The following is a 19,376-nucleotide window of genomic DNA, read 5'->3' as shown; positions in this document are numbered from 1 at the left end:
CGTGCCGGTTTCGGCGAAGACGCCGGCGGTGGCCGCCGCGGGTGGGTGCGGCGCACCCTCCCCGGCCGCCGGGTGCGGCCCTACCGTCGGGGCATGACCGAGGAACGAGTGATCGCGGACCTGCACCGGCGGTGGGTGTTCGGCTGGGAGCGCGCCGAAGGGGATCCGCCGTTCGACTTCCGGCGCACCTTCGGCGAGTTCTACGACTTCGGCTCCCCGCACGTCCGCCTCTACGACGACTTCGACCCGGAGCAGCGGGTGGCGACGACCGCCGCGGGGTACGGCGAAATCTGGGCACCCGCCTTCGGCGCGATGATCTCCGCCGAGCACGTCGTCGACGACGGCCCGCACGTCGTCGCGGGCCGGGACCTGGCCGCGTCCACGCTGCGGTTCGCCGCGCGGATCACCACGCCCGGCGGCGTCACGGACATCCGGACCACCACTTCGCTGGTCTGGCACCGGACGCCGGCCGGGTGGCGGATCGTCCGGGAACACAACTCCAGCAAGGTCCTGGCCGCAGGCGAGGCATTCTGAACGCCGCCGGTTCAGTCGTCCCCGTTCTCGGTTTCGTCGGCCCGCTCGCGGTTGCGCTGCTGCCGCTCCCGCTCACGGCGGCTGTACGTGGCCCGGCGGACGCGTTCCTCGTCTTCGAGGCTGGAGCCCACCGCCCCGGCGACGATGCCCACGGAGGTCGAGAGCCACACCAGCTTGAGGTACGAAGCCGGCCCGGCCGGATGGCCGAGGACCTGCCCGAAGTAGGTGCCTTCGATCAGGACGATCGACGCCAGCAGCGCCAGCCCGAACAGGATGGCGTACATGCAGGCGACGCCGATCGCCAGCGTCATCGCCGTGGAAGCGTTGTACAGCAAGGCTTTGCGCCGGTCCAGGTGCCCGGACGGCGAGTCCCACAGGTTGTTGTGCACCACCAGCCAGCCCGACATCACCACGATCGCCAGCACCGTGATCCCGGCCAGCCGCAGCGCGGGCAGGGCTTCGGCGAGCTTCCAGAACGACGTGGTGATGATGCCGTACGCGGCGGTGGCCGCAGCGGCCGCCGTGGCTCCGGCGAGGTTCGGGACCAGCCGCCACGGGCGGTTGTCGCGGACCATCCCGGCCAGCAGCCGCAGGCGGCCGCGCACCCCCACCAGGGCGAGGTGCTCGTCGGCGGAGCCGCGGCCGTGGATGTGCCGGGTCGGCGCCACCAGGTCCCGCAGCCGGTCGAGGATCCCCCGCGGCGGATCGGCCTCCTTCGCCGAGCGGCGCGCGACCAGGTGCCGGACCAGGTGGACGATCAGCCGGGACACCCGGCCGTGCAACCGCAGGGCACCGAGCGCGGGCAGCGACACCATCGCCACGCCGTGGTCGGCGTTGTAGTCCGACGCGATCGGGACCGTACCGGCCCGGCGCGGCAGGTCCGTGATCAGCACCAGCAGGTCCCAGCCGTGTTCGGCCCGGTGCTCCTGCGCCAGGTCCAGCATGGGGATGTCGCCCTCCTCGTTCAGCGGAAGGGACTGCGTCTCGTGCTCGACGCGCCAGTCCGTCTCCTCGCCGAGGTCACGGGTCAGGCGGGCGGCCAGACCGTCCGCGATCCGGCCGGCGAGCTGCCCGGGCAGCCCGTCATCGGTCAGCAGCCCCACCACCAGGGCCTCCGGTGCAGCCTGGGCGTTCATGCTCCGCGCCTTCCTCGATCTCGGGGGACGAGATCACCGGGTGCCCGATGTGCCCGCCGGCAAACGGCCGGAACGCAGGATCACCGCCGCCGGCGCCGTGCCGGACGGCATCCGGCCGGTTTTCCCGGCTTCGCCGGTATCCGGGTAAGCATTTCCCGGATGGCTCGTTTCTGTCGGGTTCTGCGACGGTATCGACCCCGCCGCCCGGGGTTATCTTGGAACAATGACCGATCCGGTGGTTGCCGAATATCGACCCGGGTGGCCGCCGTCCAGTTTCCTCGCCCAGCTGCCCGGCGAATGCCTGGCCGCGCTTTTGGCCGCCGGACAATGGGTGAGTTTCGCGGCGGACGAGGTCCTCGTCGACGAGGACGCCGTCGACGACGACGTTTTCCTGCTGGTGAGTTCGTACGTGAAGGTGACGGGCCGGCTGGGCAGGCACGACGCCCTGCTCGCGGTGCGCGGTGCGGGAGACCTGGTCGGCGAGTTCGCCGCCATCGACGGGAATCCCCGGTCCGCCACCGTGCGGGCGTGCGGTCGCCGTCCGGTGGTCGCCGTCCGGCTGTCCGCCGAGTCCTTCTGGGCCGTCGTCGGCCGGGACCGGGCCGCGGCGAAGCTGGTCGCCTCGATCGTCGCCGGCAAGGCGCGGGCGTCGAACCGGCGGCGGGTCGACTACACCGGCGTGGGTCCGCCCGTCCGCGTGGCCCGGCTGGTCCGGGAACTGGCCGAACTGTACGGCACCGAGGTCGCCGGGAGCATGGTCATCGGGCTCGACCTGACCCAGCTGGAGCTGGGGTCGTTCGTGGGGGTGACCCGGGCGACCGCGGAGCGGGCGCTGCGGCAGCTGCGGGAGGCCGGCCTGCTCGAGACCGGCGGCCGCCGCCTGGTGGTGCGCGACCAGGCGGGGCTGGACGAAGTGGCGGCCGGGCTCCGGTCCCTCGGATGAGGGAAAGGGCGGTCGCCCTCCGGTGGTGGCGGCACACTGGCGTCCGACGGGGTTCTTGCTGTGGAGGACGGCAGGTGTGGGCAATGCGACCGATACGTGAAGAAAACCCGGCGGAGCCGGTGCTGGCCGAGGTGCTGCCGTTCGAACGGCCCGGCGCGGCCGTGCGGTACGAGTACGACATCGCCGTCTCGTTTTCGGGCCGGCAACGGTCCTATGTGCACGAGACGGTGCTCGCGGCGCGGCAGCTCGGCCTCCGCGTGTTCTACGACGAAGACGTCAACGGGGACTGGTGGGGCCGCAACATCCTCGTCGAGATGCGGCGCGTCTACCGGACCGGAACCCGGTTCGTGGTCCCGTTCATCTCCGAGGACTACCTGGCGTCGCGGTTCGGGATGGACGAACTCTGGTTCGCGACGAGCACCGCCCTGCACCGGCCGGGGCCCTACATCCTGCCGGTGGTGTTCGGCGACATCGAGCTGCCCGCCGACGTGCTGCACCCGTACACGGTCTACCTCGACGCCGGCAAGCACGCCCCGCACGAGATCGCCGCGCACATGTCCCGGATGGCCGGTGCGGGGGAATGACCCGGCTCGTCACCCGCGGTCGACGTGGAGCCAGGCCTTGGCGGAGAATCCCGTGCGGGGATCGTCGACCGCGATTCCGGTGAAGGCGTGCCCGGGCGGCTCGTGGTCCGGGTCGCGGAAGATGTCGCGGTACAGCGGGTCGGACACGACCAGCACCAGGGGCGCGCCGGTCGTGGCGATCGCCGCGCGGGCCTGCGCGCAGTCACGGAGCCGGGCGGCGGCGGTCGGTGCCGCCCGGTCCCAGCCCATCGAGTTGCGGTCGGACAGCCCGCGGTCGATGCCGACCCGCAGCCGCAGCGCCCCTCCCGGCTTCCGATCGCGGTTGTGCTCGCGCAGCGCCGCCACCAGCTCGAGGTGGAACGCGCGCAGCACGGCTCGCTCGTCGATGGCCGGGGGGAACGCGAGCTGCAGGCCGTCGCCCTGCTCCTGCCGGTCGTCGGGGGCGATCCCGGTCGCCTTGGTCGCGCGGTCGAGCACGTCCGCCAGGCTGCGCTGCACCCGGCCGCTGCCCTGGGGGTCGCGCTGCCCGAAGCCGACGAGATCGGCCGCCAGGAACAACCGGACCGCGGAACCGTTGTGGTGCCCGGAAACGTCGATGGTGTACGACGTCTCCTTCGCCGCCACCGCCGGAACCCGGTGCCACCGGGCTCCGACACTGCGCTTCAGGTTCACCGCGCACGTCATGCTCGCGGTCAGGCCGGTCCGGCCGGCGGGGATCTCGACGATCAGCCGGGTCCGGACGGTCCGCCCGCCGGCGGGCTCGCCGAGGAAGTGGCGGAACCGCCTGCCGCCGATGTCGTGTTCCGCCTCGGGGACATCGGGCGCCGCCACGACCCAGCAGTCATCGGAGAAATTCACGGACACTTCGGCCGACCGGTAAGCCGTTCCGGCGGGCAGGACGTCGAGCCCGACGCCGTAGTGCAGTTCGATCAGCCTCTTCCCGGGCGGTGCGGCGGTCGCGCCGTGTCCGCCGGCCGCCTGCGCGCGCGGCTCGTAGAAGGTGATCGCGGACAGCACGGCGCGGTCTTCGCCGGGCCCGCGCAGCGCGGGATCCGCCGAAACCAGCTCGACCCGTTCCGCGGGCCCGAGCGGCCATTCATCCGGTTTCCCGTCGGCAATCATGACGAGCCCGCCTTTCCGTCGGCACGCAGTGTACGGTGGTTTTCACGAAGGACAGATCAGGGATCGCATTATCGTGATCAAAATTGCGGCCGGCTGATTATTGTCACGTTTTTGTCCCCTCTGTCCACTCGAGAAACGAGAGGCAACCATGACCGCGGACGAAGTCGAGCGCCGGATCGCCGAGCTGTCCGGACGGCTCGCCGAACTCGCCGACGGCGGCGACGAGCAGCGCGCGGCCCGGGCCGAGCTGGCCGCGGCGCTGGCGGCCCGGTACGTCCGGCACGGCGGGGCGGACGGCGACCGGGTCCTGGCCACCGAGCTGGCCGATCTGGTGCTGGCCGATCCCGCGAGCACCGCCGGGCAACGGGACCGGATGTCCCAGCTGGCGGTGACGCTGACGATGGTGGGCAAGACGCCGGCGACCGTCCTGCGCGGCCATCCCGTCCCCGATCTCTCCGCCGTCCTGCGCACCTCGGAATGGCTGGGGCAGACCGGCCCGGGCCGGCTGTCGGCGGGGTTCGCCGAGCTGCGGGACCGGCTCTCGGCCGTCACCGGCACGGACTCCCTGCCGCCGGAGATCCGCGCGCTGTTCGACCTCATGGCGCCACTGGCCGACCTGATGGAGTCGGGCGGCGCGCCGCCGTCCGAGGCGACCGTGGCGCAGCTCAACGCGGTGCTGGGCAGTACCCCGCCCACCGCCAACCCCGGTATCGAGCTGCTCCGCACGATGATGCCGGTGATCGCGCCGGACCCCGAGCCGGCCGAACAGGCGCGCCGGCTGCGCGAGCTGCTGGCCGGGCTGCCGGAGGACCACATGCTCACGCCGATGCTGCGAGCCGACCTCGCGACGCACCTGGCCGGCGCGGCCGGGCCGGGCGGCCTGGCCGACCTGCGGGAGGCGGCGGAACTGCTGAAGCAGGCGTCGTTCCTGCCCGACGAGCACCCGCTGTCGGACAGCATCCGGCGGCAGCTCGCCGGTGCCTTGCTGGCGTCCGCCGCCGCGGAGGCGACCCCGGACCGGATCGCGCAGGCGCAGGACGTCGTCGACCAGGTGCTGGCCCGGACGGGCGAAGCCGGGCCGGACCGGCAGGGCGCGGACCTCGTGCTGCGGTCCATGCTGGCGATCCTGCGCGGTGCCCACGGCGACGCCGGGCAGACCACGGCCGGGGTCACCGACCTGCTGGAAGCCGTCCGGACGCTGCCGCCCGGCCACGAACTGCACGCCGTCGCGGTCGGCCTGGTCGGGGGCGTCCTGGCCGACCGGCACCTCGCCCTCGGCCTGCTCGAGGACGCGGACTCCGCCGCGTCGCTGCTGGCCAAGGCCGCGGAGCCGACCGCCGACGGCTCGGCCGAAGGCTCGGCGGTGATCGCCGCGCTGGCGGCCTCGACCGAGGTGAGCCGGGCGCTGCGCGTCGGGGACGACGCCGGCCTCGCCGTTGCGGTCGGACGGCTCGACCAGGCGGTGGCCCGGCTGCCCGCGGCGCACCTGGTGCGGCCGAGCGCGGAACTCCTGTCGGGGCTCGCCGGGCTGCGCCTGGCGCTGTCCGGCGAAGGGAACCTCCGCGAGTCCGTCGGTGCCCTGCGCGAACGGCTGACCGGCGGCCCCGTGCCGGGGCACTCCGCCGACATGCTCGGGGTCATGGCCGACACGACGACGGCGCTCGCCGGCGCCCTCGACGGTGAGCCCGCAGAAATCGCCGCCGCGATCGAACGGCTCGAAGCCCGGGCGAGCCGGGTGACGCTGCCGTACCACCAGACGACAACGCGGGCGCTGCTGGGCCTCGCGTACCTGACGGCGCACGACCGGGGCGCCGGACCGGCCGATTCCGCGAGCCGCGCGGTGACGCACCTCGAACAGGCCTGGCAAACGGCCGACGGCGTGACGCGGCCCGACGTGCTCCGCACCCTCGCCCGGGCCCGCTGGGCCGCCGGGCAGGGGGAACTCGCGCGCCGGGACGGCTTCGCGGCGCTCGAGGAACAAGCGGGTCTGGTCCTGCTCCAGACGGGCGTCGGCCACGCCGTGCTCACCGCGCGCGGCGCGGCCGCGGACGCCGCCACCCTGGCCGGGTGGTGCCTCGCCGACGGCGAGGCCGAGGCGGCCCTGCGCGCGATCGAGCTCGGCCGCGGGCTGGCGCTGCACGCGGCGACGTCGACCCTGGAGGTGCCGGAGCTGCTGCGCGACCTCGGCCACCCGGACCTGGCCGAGGCGTGGGCCGGCCACACGCGGGAGGACCGGCCGGTCGCCGGCCCCGAGTCGGTGACGGCGGGCAACCTCCGCCATCGCGTGCTGGAGGTGCTGCGCGGCACCCCGGCCGGGACCCGGCTGTTCGCCGCGCCGTCGACGGCCGACGTCGCCGAGGGGCTGGCCGGCCACGGCATCGACGCGCTGGTCTACGTGGTGCCGGGCGCCGACCGGTCGCCGGGACGGCTGATCGGCGTCGATCGCGACGGCCGGCCGATCACCTGCGAGCTGCCGAACCTAGTGGTGCGACCCGGCGGGCCGCTCGCGGCGTTCGCCGCGGCCGCCCAGGACGACGCCGGCACGTGGCGAGCGGCGTTGGAAGCGTTGTGCGACTGGGCGGGCACCACGGTGCTGGCGCCCCTGTTGGACGTCGTCGGCCGGGGGAGCCGGGTCGTGCTGGTCCCGCTGGGCGGGCTGGGGGTGGTGTCGTGGCCGGCCGCGCGGCTCGGCGAGTCCCGGTTCGGCTGCACCGAACTGGTCCTGTCCACCGCGGCGTCGGCCCGCCAGTTCCTGGACTGCCTGCGCCGGTCCCCGCAGCCCCTCGACCGCGACCCGGTGCTGGTGACCGATCCCCAGGGCAACCTCGGGTTCGCCGCGGAAGAGGCGCTGGTGCTGCACGACGTCTTCTACCCGGGTGCACGGCTGCTGGGCGATCTGCGCGGCTTCGAGCCCGGCGACGACGGGCCGCCGCTGCCGGAAGCGCGGCCCGCGACACCGGCCGCGTTCCTGGCCCACGTCCCCGGGGCGGGCACAGCCGGTGCTTCGCTGCTGCATCTGTGCTGCCACGCCGAAGTCGGCGCGGCGGCCGAGGCGTCCCGGCTGAGGCTGACCGAGGACCTGCCCATCGAAACCGTGCTCCGGCACGCCGTCCGCCGCGAGCCGGACGCCCCGGGCGGGACCGTCGTCCTGACCTCGTGCAGCAGCGATCTGACCGCCGCCGACCACGACGAGGCGCTGACCCTCGCCACCGCCTTCCTGGCCGCCGGCGCGGTCACCGTGATCGGCTCCCGGTGGAACACCGACGACCGCGGCACCGCGATCCTGATGTTCGCCGTGCACCACTTCCTCGTCCGCGACGGGCTCCGGCCCGCCGAAGCCCTGCGGGCCGCCCAGCTGTGGATGCTCGACCCGGCTCGCGACCGGCTGGAGGGCATGCCCGAGGCGATGATCGGCGACCTGACCCTGCCCGGCACGACCGGCATCCCCGTCTGGGGCGCCTTCGCCCACCACGGCCGCTGACCCGGCCACGACCGGTCCGCCACGGGTTCAGCGGGTGGCGTCGTCCGGATCGAGCGTGCGGTGGGCCAGGTCCACCAGCGTCGTGATCATGTCGGCGTTGGAGCCGACCGGGGCGAACAGCACGAGCTCGGTCTCGTTGCCGCGGTGGAGCGCGGCGAGCCTGTGCAGCACCGCGACGCCGGCGCTGGCCAGGTGGGTGACGCCGGTGAGGTCCACGGTGAGCGAGCGGGCGCCGGTGGCGCCGGCGGCGAGGATCTCGTGTTCGACGGTGCCCGCGGTGGCGCCGTCGATCGGCCCGTCGACCCGGATCCGCGGCCGGGGCGCCGACGGCTGGTCCAGGATGATCAGCGGGTCGGCCTGGGGCGCGGGCCGCGCGCTCGAGGCGGGGCCCCAGGACTCGGCGGTGAGCAGCCGGGCGGGCCGGGTGAGGCGGTGGCGCGCGAACGCCGTGGTGCCGCGCGCGTCGTGGCTGATCTGCAGGACGTCCACGATGTCGGAGGTGAGGTGCAGGCCGAGGCCGCGGTCGGGGGAGGGGCGGGGTTCGCGCCAGCGGCCCTGATCGGCGACCCGCAGTTCGACGCGGCCGGTGTCGGTGAGGTCGGCGGTGACGGTGACCGGGTAGAGGTCCGGGGCGTCGAGGTAGGCGTGGTCCATGACGTTGGTGGCCAGCTCGACGACGGCGTGCCGGATCGCGGTGCTGTCGGCCCGGCCGACCCGGGCGGTGTCGAGCCAGTCGTCCAGCTCGGTGCGGATCGTGGCCAGGAAGCCGGTGTCGGCCGGGACCGTCAGGGCGAACGCGGCCGGTGCCGGGGTGAGCTGGGCCGCCAGCAGGGTGATGTCGTCGGTGTGGCCGGTCGCGCGGATCATCAGCTCGATGGTCTGCTCGCAGACCCGCTCGACGGTCAGGCCGGGGCTGCCCGGCAGCGCCCGGTCGGCGGTGACGTCGGCGGCGACCCGGGCGAGGTCGACGGTGCTGGTGCCCAGGTCCTGGCCGGGGCGTTCGAGGATGCCGTCGGTGTAGAGCAGCACCAGGTCCCCGGTGGCGAGCCGGGCGGTGGCGGCCACGCGCTCGCCGCCGGTGCCGAGGGGGCCGCCGGCGGTGGTTTCGAGGTAGCGGCCGCCGTCGTCGAGGCCGGCGGGCACGATCAGCGGGGGCGGGTGGCCGGCGGTGGTGTAGGTCAGCAAACCGGTGGCCGGGTCGAGCACGGCCACGCAGACCGTCGTTGCGCGCGCACCCGGGATGCGGTCGGTCGCGGCGTCGGCCGCACGGACGGCGGCGAGGACGTCGCCGGTGCCGGCGAGGTGTTCTTCCAGGACGATGCGCAGCCGGCCCATGGTCGCCGAGGCCGCCACCCCGTGCCCGACGACGTCGCCGACGACCAGGGCGACGTGGCCGCCGGGCAGCGCGATGGCGTCGTACCAGTCGCCGCCGGCGGCGGTGTCGGCGTCGGCGAGCAGGTAGCTGGCGGCGAGCTCCACCCGCGGGAGGACCGGCACCCCCGCGGGCAGCAGTTCGCGCTGCAGGGTGTCGATCACGCCGCGGGCCTGCGCGTAGCGTGCTTCGGCGACGTTCGCGCGCTCCTGGGTGGCGAGCCGCTCCCGCTCCTGCTCGGTGACGTCGGTGACCTGGGCGATGACGCCGGTGATCTCGCCGTCGGCGCCGCGTTGCGGCACCGCGATGACGTCGACGAAGACCTCGATCCGCCGGCCCTGCTGTTCGAACTGGGCTCGCATCGCGCGGACCTGGACGGGGTTCCCCGTGCGGTGGACGCCGGCGAACATCTCGAAGATCTGCTGCCCCATGGTTTCCGGGAACACCTCGCGGAACGGCACGCCGATCATCTCCGACCGGCCGGCGAGGACGCGGTAGGCGGCGGTGGTGGCGGTGACTTCGAGCTCCGGGCCCGCCATCCCCAGTACCAGCACCGGCATGGCGTCGAACACCCGCCGCACGTCCTCGCACCGCCCGATCCGCCGGTCCGCCGCCGGGTCGTGGTCTCCGCCATCGGACGTCATCCCAGCCTCGCCTTCGCCGCCGAGCGATCCAGGCGTCCAGGATTACCCGCCGGCCGGCGTCCGCGCAGCAAGTAGCCCGATCTGATGACCCGGGCGACGCGGGTGCCGTGCGATGCGTGGCGCGGCACCCGCGCTGCCGGTGTCCCGGCGCGGGCCGGGTATCAGGAGAGCCGGGCGACCTCCTCGTCCGTCAGTGCCTTGCCGACCACGTGGACGTCGTCGACCGCGCCGCTCCAGAAGTCGACGTTGCGGCCGTCGTACTTGGCCCGCCCGACCGTGAACGCGCCCGTGCTGACCAGGGCCGGTCCGGCCGGTGCCGTCGCGACCTTCACGCCGTCCACGTAGAGCCGGATCTCGGTGCCGGCCCGCACCCCGGTGAGTTCGTACCAGCGGCCGACCTCCGGCACGACCTCGTACCGGGCCCGGTTGCCGCCGGGGGTGCTGAACGCGAACGCGCCCTGCCCGTACTGCAGGTAGAACGGGCTCTCCCGCTCCCGGCCGTCCTGGCTCACCGCGGTCGAGTAGTTGCCGGGCAGCTGGTCGAGCCGCACCTTCGCCGACACGGTGTAGTCCCCGGTCGTGTCGACGACCGGGCCGTAGGTGTCGGCCGAGCCGCCGGAGAACTGCAGCGCGCCATCCTTGAAGGCCGCCCCGGCCGGGGTGAGCGTCAGCGGGTTGTTGCCGCCGCTCGAGTCCTTCGCGGTCGTTCCGCCGCGTTCGTCGAGCTTCCAGTCACCCTTGCCCGCGTAGGGATAGGGCTTGCCCGCGTCGGCGCCGGCCTCGATCACGCGCCGGTTGATCTCGCGGACCGGACCCGGGTCGACCTTGATGCGCTTGCGGTCGTAGGTCCAGAGCCCGTTGAGCTCACCCTCCAGGTCGGTGACCTGCGTGTAGACCGACGCCGACAGCTCGGCCCGTGCCTGGCCGAGGTAGAACGTGCGGGTGTTGTCGACGTACTTCGCCGTCAGCGCCGCCTTGTCCGCCACGCCGCTGTAGATCGCGATCGGCGCACCCGGCCACTGGTGACCCGGCGTGCGCAGCGTGAAGCCGCCGTGCTCGCCGTCCATCGCGACCCGCTTGCCGTCCGGATGCGCCGGGTCGGTGTTGTTGTAGTCGTGGTGGTCGATGACGTCGCCCGCGCCCGAGTCGCCCTTGGAGGCGCAGCAGTTCACCCCGCTGTGGGCGTTGACGATCCGGCTCGGGTCGGCGGCCTTGACCTGGTCGGTGATCCGGCCGGTCGCGGCCTTGTCCCACTCGCCCCAGCCTTCGTTGAACACGATCCAGGCGTAGACCGACGGGTTGTTCTGCAGCTGGTGCATTTCTTCCAGGCCCTGGCTGAGCCACGCCTGCTGCGCCGCGGGGTTGTTGCCGTCTTCGACGGACACGAAGTCCTGCCACACCAGCAGTCCCAGCCGGTCGGCGTGGTAGTACCAGCGGGCCGGCTCGACCTTGATGTGCTTGCGGACCGCGTTGAACCCGAGGTCCTTCTGCGCCTTCAGGTCGAAGACGAGGGCGTCGTCGCTCGGCGCGGTGTTCAGGCCGTCCGGGTAGAAGCCCTGGTCCAGCTGCATCAGGGAGAAGAACGGCTTGCCGTTGAGCGTCAGCTTCGGCTTCCCGTTGACGTTCGTGATGCCGGTGGACCGCATGCCGAAGTAGCTCTTGACCCGGTCGCTGCCCAGCTTGACCTCCAGCTGGTACAGGTACGGGTCGTCCGGTGTCCACAGGTGCGCGTTCGGCACCGGCAGCTTGAGGTTCGCGTTCGCCGGTCCGCTGATCGTGCCGACCTGGCGGCCGCGCGCGTCCTTGGCGACCACCGTGGCGGTCGCGGTGCCCGCGGACTCGACGGTCACCGCCAGCGAGCTGGTGGCGAGGTCCGGGGTCGTCTTGATCTCGTCGATGCCCTTGTCCGCCACCGGTTCCAGCCACACCGTCTGCCAGATGCCCGACGACGGGGTGTAGAAGATGCCGCCGGGGTTCGCGGACTGCTTGCCCTTGGGCTGGTACGGGCCGGTCGTGTCGGTGACCGCGACGACGATCTCCTGCTCGTCACCGCGCTTGAGCGCGTCGGTGATGTCGGCGCCGAACGCCGTGTAGCCGCCGGTGTGCTCGGCGACGAGCTTGCCGTTGACCCACACCGTGGCCTGGTAGTCGACCGCGCCGAAGTTGAGCTTGAGGCGCTGCCCGCCGCCGATCCGCCAGTCGCGGGGGACGGTGACCGTGCGGCGGTAGAACATGTGGTCCTCGTGCCGTTCGAGCCCGGAGAGCTGCGACTCGATCGGGTAGGGCACGATCACCTTCTCGGGCAGCTTCGTGCCGAACGCCGGCTGCTGACCCTCCTTGGCGGCGGCGAACTCCCACGGGCCGTTGAGGTTGACCCACTTGTCGCGCTCGAGCTGCGGCCGCGGGTACTCCGGCAACGGGTTGCGCGGGTCGGCCTGCTCGCCCCACGGCGTCTTGAGCCGTTCGGCCGACGCGTTCGAGACCGTGCGCCCGGACTTGCCGATCTTGGTGCCGTTCACCGCGAGCGCACCCGCGCCGTCGTAGTAGAGGGTGACCCGCTGGCCCTTGAGCACCCGCTCGGCCAGCCGGATCGTCGCCCGGTCCCGGCCGGTCGTGATCGACGAGACCGGCATCGGCGTCGCGTCGACCTCGATCCGCAGGTGGTCGGCCAGGTCGCCGGTTCCCGAGACGCGGCCGCCGAAGCCGGCCGAGAGCGTGCGGCCGTCCTGGGACACCTCCGCCGTGCGCGGCACGACGGCGAACTCGGCCGGCGGCGTGAACGCCGAGAGCGGCACGATCTGCTTCGCGAGGCCCGCGCCCGACCAGCGCAGGAACATGTTGGCGCCGCCGGTGTCCTGGAACATCTCCAGCTTGAAGTCGTACTGCTTGCCGGCGGTCAGCGTGACCGGTGCGCTGGTCTGCTCGGTGTCCCAGTCGCCGACCCAGTGGTCGATCACGGGGGCGCCGTCGAGGAAAAGCCGGAACCCGTTGTCACCGATGGCGTAGAACGTGTAGTCGCCGGTCTTCGGCACCGCGAGCTGCCCGGTCCACCGGGCGGTCGTGTGCTCCGTGCGCCCGGTGACCAGCCCGAAGACCGAGGTCAGGTCCGGGTGGTCGACCTCCGAGTCGAGCGCGGTCCCGGCCAGGGTGGCGAAGTCGTGCGCGTCCGGTGCCGACGGCGTGAAGTACTCGGCCTTCAAGCCGTGCACGGGCTCGGCGGCACCTGCGGGCGGCGTACCGGAGGCCACGCCCAGCGCCACCAGGACGGCGACGAGGACGGAAGCGGCTCTTCTCATCGGCGGACCCTTCATTTTTACAACGTTGTAAAACGCTTCGTGGGCATCGAAGCAGACAAGTCGGACCGATCACTACCGCCGAACGTCGGTATCTCGCCCGGGTTCGGCTACCGCGGTGTCAGGCGCTGTGCCAGTCGCGGAAGGCGCCCAGGACGGCGTCGCGCGTTTCGGCGGAGAGGGTTTCCGGGGGCAGCTTGCCGAGTTCGGCGATGGTGGTGCGGAACTGGCCGAGGTAGCGCTCGCAGCCCTCACAGAGGGCGAGGTGCTCGACGAACCGTGCTTCGGTGGCGGGGTCGAGGGCGTCGTCGAGGAACGCGGTGACGAGTTCGACGAATTCGTCGCAGTTCACGTCCTCGCCCCCGTCGCCAGGTACTCCGCCAGCCGCTCCCGGACCACGGCGCGGGCCCGGTGCAGCAGGACGCGCTGGTTGGCCGCGGAGATCTGCAGCATGGCACAGACCTCCGCGGCGGTGTGGTCGCCGACGTCGCGCAGGCTCAGCACCGCACGCTGGCGGGCGGGGAGTTCGTCGAGCACGGTGGTGATCACCCGGCGGATTTCGAGGGAGAGCGCGGTGTCCTCGGGGGACGCCCACGGGGCCGGGCTCTCCCGCCAGTGGCCGGGGTAGGCGCCGTCGGCGCCCTGGAACCGGGCGGGGTCGACGGTCGGGCCGTGGTCCTCGTCCTGGGGCAGGAGGCTGGTCCAGGGCACGCTCCGGCGTTCGGCCGTGCCCCGTTTCTTGGCCGTGTTGACGAGGATCCGGTACACCCAGGTCTTGAACGCCGACCGGCCTTCGAAGAGGCCGACGCCCTTGAGCACGGCGAGCCAGGTTTCCTGCACGACCTCCTCGGCGGAGGCGTGGGTCGACACGAAGGAGCGGGCCAGCCGCAGCATCGACGCCGACCACGCGTCGAGCACCGCCGCGAAGGCCGCGTCGTCGCCCCGGCGGAGCGCGGCGACCAGCTCCTCGTCCGGCGGCAGCGTCGTCACCAGGCGAATATAGCCGCGGCAGCACGGCAAAAAGGTGACCGTCACCTTACGGCCGCCTGCTCCCGGCGCCGCAGCAGCGACAGCGCGCCCGCGGGGAAGAGGAGCACCGACAACAGGCCCGCGCACACGAGCGCGGCGGCGGTCACCGGCGACATCAGCCCGGTCAGCACGCCGATCTGGGAAGCGGTGACCAGGAACGGCAGCGACGTCGCCTGCAGCAGCGCCGCCGCGGCCGCCGGGCGCCGGCCGAACTCCCGCGCGTACAGCAGCGCCGGGACGCCGCGGGCGATCAGCAGCGCCGCCAGGAAGAGCGGGACCCGCGCCAGCGCCGCCGGGGCGGCGAGCAGCCCGCCCAGGTCCAGCCGCAGGCCGCTGGTCACGAAGAAGACCGGGATGAGGAAGCCGTAGCCGATGGCGTCCAGCTTGACCCGGAACCGCGGGTGCGAGCCGCTGTCCCGGTCGAGCAGGCCGGCGACCGCGCCCGCGAGGAACGCGCCCAGGATGCTCTCCAGCCCGAACGCCTCGGCGAGCGCGACGAACGCGACCAGCAGCACCACCGCCGCGCGGACCCGGATCTCGGCCGTGGTGTCCTGCAGCATCGTCAGCGTCTCGCCGAGCCGCCGCGACTTCCCGGCCAGCGACACCACGGCCGCCGTCACCGCGACCAGCAGCACGAACGCCGCCAGCAGGACCACGCGACCGCCGGTGCTGCCCCCGGACGCGGAGAACAGCAGCGACAGCAGCACCACCGCGGCGAAGTCGGCGACCGAGCAGGCCGCGATCACGGCCTGCCCGAGCCGGCTCTCGGCCTGGCCGGCGTCCTTGAGCACCGGCACGACCAGGCCGAGCGACGTCGCCGAGAGCGCCACGGCGACCAGCAGCGGGCTCTTGACCCAGCCCGCCGTGCCGAACCCGGCTCCGGCGGCCAGGCCGAGCGCCAGGGTGATGCCGTAGCCGAGCAGGGCCGGCCGCAGGGCCCGGCCGCGCAGCCGGCGCACGTCGACCTCCAGCCCGGCCAGGAACAGCAGGAAGGCCAGGCCGAGCAGGGCGGCGATCCGCACCGGCACGTCGGCGTCGACCCAGCCCAGCACCGACGGCCCGGCGACGATCCCGAGCACGATCTCCAGCACCACGGCCGGCACCCGCAGCTTCGGCACGAGCGCCGGCAGCAGCGGGGCGGCGAGCGCGATCGCCGCCACCGCGAACAGGTTCACGAACTCGACGCCGGGCATGGCTCAGCGGTATTCGGGATTGGCGAAGTCGAAGCGGCAGCCGGCGTCCCATTCGCTGCGCTGGTTGCCGTGCACCGGAATGCCGCCCGCGTCCTTCAGCATCCGGGCCAGGTGCAGCAGGTTCCAGGTCATGAACGTGGTGTTGCGGTTGGTGAAGTCGTTCTCCGGGCCGCCGGACCCGGGGTCCAGGTAGGACGGTCCCGGGCCCGCCTCGCCGATCCAGCCCGCGTCGGCCTGCGGCGGGATGGTGTAGCCGAGGTGCTGGAGGCTGTAGAGGACGTTCATGGCGCAGTGCTTGACGCCGTCTTCGTTGCCGGTGATCAGGCAGCCGCCGACGCGGCCGTAGTAGGCGTACTGCCCGGCGTCGTTGAGCAGGTGCGAGCACGCGTAAAGCCGCTCGATGACGAGCTTGGTGACGGAACTGTTGTCACCCAGCCAGATCGGCCCGGCGACGACCAGGATGTCGGCGGCCAGCACCTTTTCGTAGATGCCCGGCCAGGCGTCGGTGGCCCAGCCGTGTTCGGTCATGTCGGGCCAGACACCGGTGGCGATGTCGTGGTCGATGGCCCGCAGCACCTCGACGGCGACCCCGTTCTTCTCCATGATCCCGCGGCTGACGTCGATCAGCCCCTCGGTGTTGCTGCGTTCGGGCGAGCGTTTGAGGGTGCAGTTGAGGAACAGGGCGCGCAGGTCGTCGTAGCTCGGCATGGGTCGGGTTTCCTTTCCGTTACAAAAGTTCGGCGTCCTGCTCGACGCAGAGCAGGGCGGGACCGTCGGCGGCGAAGAGCGCCGTCATGGCGTCGTCGAGCTGGTCGCGGGAGGTGACGCGGATGCCGGTGGCGCCGCACAACCGCGCGTAGGCCGCCCAGTCCGGGTTGACCAGCGACGTCTGCCACACCGGGTAGTCCCCGGCGAGCTGTTCCTTGCTGATCTTGCCCAGCGCGTTGTTGTTCAGCAGCACGTGCTTGACCGGGATGCCGTACTTGACGGCGGTGGTCAGCTCGGTCGCGTACTGCCCGAACCCGCCGTCGCCGGTGACCGCCACGATCGGGCGGTCCGGCGCGGCCGCCCACGCGCCGAGGGCCGCCGGGTAGCCGAAGCCGATCGAGCCGAGGTAGCCCGACATCAGCACCGGCTGGCCCTTCGACTCCAGATAACGGCCGAGGGAGTACGCGTGGTTGCCGACGTCGACGGCGACGACCGCCTCCGCCGGCAGGTGCCGAGACAGCGCGTCGAACACCGCCGCGGCGGCGACCCCGCGGCCCCGGTCGTCGCGTGCCCGGCGGGCCTTCTCCGCGCGCCAGATCTCCCAGCGCGCCGCGACGTCGGGCCGCTGGTCCTCCGCCTTGGTCTCGCCGAGCGCGGCGGTCAGCGCGGCCACCGTGAGCCGGGCGTCGCCGAGCAGCGACGTGGTGACCGCGTCGAACCGGCCGATCGCCGCCGGCTCGTCGTCGATCTGCAGGATCGGCTTGTACGCGGCGATCCCGGTGTGGTTCGAGAACGACGCGCCGACGACGATCAGCAGGTCGGCCTCGTTCATCAGCCAGCTCGCCACCGGGGTGCCGCTACGGCCGAGCACCCCCGCGCCGAGCGGGTGGGTGTCCGGGACCAGGCCCTTCGCCTTGAACGTCGTCAGCACCGGAGCATTGAGGGCTTCGGCCAGCCGCCGGACTTCGGTTTCGGCGCCGCGTGCGCCGTGCCCGACGACCAGCACCGGCCTGCGCGCACCGCGGACCAGCGCGGCCGCAGTGTCCACAGCGGAGTCCTCCGGCCGGATCCGGCGGTCGGCCGCTCGTCCGTCCGGTGTGGACGCGGGCGCGTCGCTCGGCTGGACCTGCACCTCGTCCGGCAGCACCAGGTGGGCCACCCCGCGGCGGTCGATCGCGTGCTTCACCGCCAGCGCGGCCAGTTCCGCGTGGTCGCTTCCGCTGTGGACGGTGGTGGTCGTGACGGCGACGTCGCGGAACACCGCGGACAGGTCGACGTCCTGGAACGCGCCGCGGCCCAGCACCTTCGACGGCACCTGGCCGGAGATCGCCAGCACCGGCGCGCCGTCCAGTTTCGCGTCGTAGAGCCCGGTGAGCAGGTTCGTCGACCCCGGGCCGGCGATGGCGAAGCACGCCGCCGGACGGCCCGTCAGCTTCCCGTAGGCGCTCGCGGCGAACGCGGCCGCGCCCTCGTGCCGGATCCCGACGTAGGTCAGTTCGCCGCGGGACTCCGCGCGGCGCAGCGCCTCGGCGAACCCGAGGTTGGAGTGCCCGACCATGCCGAACACGTGGGTGACACCCCAGGCCACGAGCGTCTCGACGAGGACGTCCGCGACCGTGCGCACGGCCTCCGCCGGTTCCGGCAGCCGGACGTACACCCCGTCTTCGCGCTGCTCGACCGGGTAGGTGGCGACACCGTCGGAGAAGCCCTCCGGGGGCTGCCCGGAGATCGGGTCGTAGTCGTAGCCGTGCCACGGGCAGCGCAGCAGGCCGTTCTCGATCGAGCCCTCGCCGAGCGGGCCGCCCTGGTGCGGGCAGCGGTTCTCCAGTGCACCCAGCCGCGCACCGCAGCGCGACAGCGCGACGCTGCGGCCGTCGACCGTGACGCTGCGAACCCGGCCGTCCCCGGGCACGTCGTCCGGGGCGACCCGGTGCCAGCCGTTCTCCGTCATGTAACGCCTCCGGTGGTCGGGCACACTGTGCCGTCGTAAGGGTGATGCCGCCGAAACAGTGGTGACGGCAGGCTCAGTGCCTCGACCGGGGCCAGGCGTTACAGAGGAGTTCGACGATGACCGAGAAGGCGCTCGAAACCACCCGCCGGTTCCTGCACGGGGCGGCCGAGCTGCTGCTCGCCGGGCCCCAGCACCGCCGGACCGGCCGCATCGACCTGCGGGTGGTGGCGGGCGGGTTCGCCACGGTGGCCGAACCCGCCCTGCGCGTCGAAGGAGACGAACTCGTGACGAGCTCGGGCCGGTTCCCGCTGAACGGCCGGTCCTACCGCGAGGTGGCCGCGGCCGCCGGGCTCGAAGCGGGTGAACCCGCCGGGGTGTACGGCGGCGGTCCGGGCGTGCGGATCGGCGAAGTCCTCGTGCTGGACGGGGACGCGGTGAAGGTGCTGATGGGCGCGTTCGCCGAAGGGCACGGCGCACTGCGTGAATTCGCCCCCGGAACGGAGCCGGTCCTGTGGCCGGAACACTTCGACGTCGCGATCACCCTCGGCGAGGTCAACTACGGCGTGTCGCCCGGCGACCAGCACATCGCCGAGCCCTACGCCTACGTCGGGCCGTTCGAACCACGGCAGGGTGCGTTCTGGAACGCCGCCTTCGGCGCGGCCCGCACGATGACCGGACTCGGCGACGCGGCCGCCGTCGTCCGGTTCTTCCGCGAGGGCCGTGACCTCGCCGCGGAACGCTGAAGCCCGGCCTGCGGGTGGTGCCGTAAGGGTTTCCTAAGCATTGGCGCGAGAGCCGGCCGGTCAACCGGCGCTACCCTCGGCCGATGCTCGGGTCACGATGGTTTCGGGCCGCGCTGTTCGCGGTGCCGGGCGCACTGCTCGCCGGGTTCGGCGCCCTCCACCCCGCGGTGCTGGACGCGGCCACCGCCCCGTGGTGGACGCAGCTGCACATCGTCCTGCTGCTCGTGTTCCCCTTGCCGGCCGCGGCGCAGTGGCTCCTGCTGGCCTCGGCACCGCGGTGGATCCGCTGGCCGGGGCGGCTGGCCGCCTTCGGGTTCGCCGCCTTCTACGGAGGACTCGACGCCGTCGCCGGGATCGCCGCGGGCACCGTGACCGGCGCCCAGCACGGCGTCACCCCGGTGGTCGGGTCCCTGTTCGAGGTCGGCGACCTGCTGGGTCACCTCGGCGCCGGGTGCTTCCTGGTCTCGAACGCGCTGATCGTGGTGGCGATGGCGCGTGGCGGCCGGCGGGCCGTGCCGGGTGCGGTGGTCCTGCTGGTCGCGAGTGTGTCCTTTCTCGACAGTCACATCTTCTGGCCGCGCGGCGTGTTCACGATGATCGGCGTCGCGGCCGGGATGTTCCTGCTGGCGTACGGGCAAGTCAC

At 73.0% G+C, this 19,376-nt stretch carries 15 protein-coding genes; 5 read left to right on the top strand and 10 right to left on the bottom strand.

Features of this window, described 5'->3' with window-relative positions; translation table 11 throughout:
• Positions 1-93: 93 nt before the first annotated feature.
• Positions 94-534, top strand: coding sequence for a Cif family virulence factor (locus OO60_RS38110; RefSeq protein ID WP_033263192.1), 441 nt, complete (start codon positions 94-96; stop codon positions 532-534).
• Positions 535-545: 11 nt separating this feature from the next.
• On the opposite strand, the gene OO60_RS38105 is transcribed toward OO60_RS38110, so the two are convergent.
• A complete protein-coding gene (locus OO60_RS38105; RefSeq protein WP_003089582.1) occupies positions 546-1,670 on the bottom strand; it encodes a hypothetical protein in 1,125 nt (374 codons plus the stop codon).
• A 223-nt stretch (positions 1,671-1,893) separates the two neighbouring features.
• On the opposite strand from OO60_RS38105, the gene OO60_RS38100 reads away from it, so the two are divergent.
• Positions 1,894-2,613, top strand: a complete 720-nt coding sequence (locus OO60_RS38100; RefSeq protein WP_033263191.1) for a Crp/Fnr family transcriptional regulator — start codon at positions 1,894-1,896, stop codon at positions 2,611-2,613.
• Between the two features lie 83 nt (positions 2,614-2,696).
• Positions 2,697-3,197, top strand: a complete 501-nt coding sequence (locus tag OO60_RS38095) for a TIR domain-containing protein (protein WP_003089587.1) — start codon at positions 2,697-2,699, stop codon at positions 3,195-3,197.
• 9 nt (positions 3,198-3,206) lie between these two features.
• Here OO60_RS38095 and OO60_RS38090 read toward each other — a convergent pair whose 3' ends face one another.
• The gene (locus OO60_RS38090; RefSeq protein WP_003089589.1) at positions 3,207-4,319 is read right to left on the bottom strand and encodes a hypothetical protein; all 1,113 of its coding nucleotides are present in this window, start codon (positions 4,317-4,319) and stop codon (positions 3,207-3,209) included.
• A gap of 148 nt (positions 4,320-4,467) precedes the next feature.
• On the opposite strand from OO60_RS38090, the gene OO60_RS38085 reads away from it, so the two are divergent.
• Positions 4,468-7,800: a CHAT domain-containing protein gene (locus OO60_RS38085; RefSeq protein WP_033263190.1), complete on the top strand. Its 3,333-nt coding sequence runs from the start codon at positions 4,468-4,470 to the stop codon at positions 7,798-7,800.
• Between the two features lie 27 nt (positions 7,801-7,827).
• Here OO60_RS38085 and OO60_RS38080 read toward each other — a convergent pair whose 3' ends face one another.
• From OO60_RS38080 to OO60_RS38050, 7 genes are all read right to left on the bottom strand, one after another.
• Positions 7,828-9,816 carry a SpoIIE family protein phosphatase gene (locus OO60_RS38080; RefSeq protein WP_003089017.1) on the bottom strand — a complete coding sequence of 663 codons (1,989 nt, stop codon included), beginning with the start codon at positions 9,814-9,816 and terminating at the stop codon, positions 7,828-7,830.
• Positions 9,817-9,977: 161 nt separating this feature from the next.
• Positions 9,978-13,112: a glycoside hydrolase family 2 gene (locus OO60_RS38075; RefSeq protein WP_003089014.1), complete on the bottom strand. Its 3,135-nt coding sequence runs from the start codon at positions 13,110-13,112 to the stop codon at positions 9,978-9,980.
• 118 nt (positions 13,113-13,230) lie between these two features.
• Entirely contained in the window at positions 13,231-13,461 is a 231-nt protein-coding gene (locus OO60_RS38070) for an anti-sigma factor family protein (protein ID WP_003089011.1), read from the bottom strand.
• A complete protein-coding gene (locus tag OO60_RS38065) occupies positions 13,458-14,099 on the bottom strand; it encodes an RNA polymerase sigma factor (protein ID WP_003089009.1) in 642 nt (213 codons plus the stop codon). The genes OO60_RS38070 and OO60_RS38065 overlap by 4 nt, the downstream gene beginning before the upstream one ends.
• A 41-nt stretch (positions 14,100-14,140) precedes the next feature.
• Positions 14,141-15,331, bottom strand: a complete 1,191-nt coding sequence (locus OO60_RS38060) for a cation:proton antiporter (protein WP_003089006.1) — start codon at positions 15,329-15,331, stop codon at positions 14,141-14,143.
• 3 nt (positions 15,332-15,334) lie between these two features.
• Positions 15,335-16,039 carry a flavodoxin family protein gene (locus tag OO60_RS38055; protein WP_003089005.1) on the bottom strand — a complete coding sequence of 235 codons (705 nt, stop codon included), beginning with the start codon at positions 16,037-16,039 and terminating at the stop codon, positions 15,335-15,337.
• Between the two features lie 19 nt (positions 16,040-16,058).
• Positions 16,059-17,990 carry a thiamine pyrophosphate-binding protein gene (locus OO60_RS38050; protein ID WP_003089001.1) on the bottom strand — a complete coding sequence of 644 codons (1,932 nt, stop codon included), beginning with the start codon at positions 17,988-17,990 and terminating at the stop codon, positions 16,059-16,061.
• Between the two features lie 116 nt (positions 17,991-18,106).
• On the opposite strand from OO60_RS38050, the gene OO60_RS38045 reads away from it, so the two are divergent.
• Positions 18,107-18,733, top strand: a complete 627-nt coding sequence (locus OO60_RS38045) for a hypothetical protein (protein WP_003088998.1) — start codon at positions 18,107-18,109, stop codon at positions 18,731-18,733.
• Between the two features lie 92 nt (positions 18,734-18,825).
• Here the strand turns inward: OO60_RS38045 and OO60_RS47565 are convergent, their stop codons facing one another.
• The gene (locus tag OO60_RS47565) at positions 18,826-19,371 is read right to left on the bottom strand and encodes a hypothetical protein (protein WP_156081351.1); all 546 of its coding nucleotides are present in this window, start codon (positions 19,369-19,371) and stop codon (positions 18,826-18,828) included.
• Between the last annotated feature and the right edge of the window lie 5 nt (positions 19,372-19,376).

The sequence above is a fragment of the Amycolatopsis vancoresmycina genome (genome assembly GCF_000716785.1).
Lineage (GTDB): Bacteria > Actinomycetota > Actinomycetes > Mycobacteriales > Pseudonocardiaceae > Amycolatopsis > Amycolatopsis vancoresmycina.
Note: the sequence above shows the minus strand (reverse complement) of the source record. Positions and strands in the feature narration are given on the sequence as shown.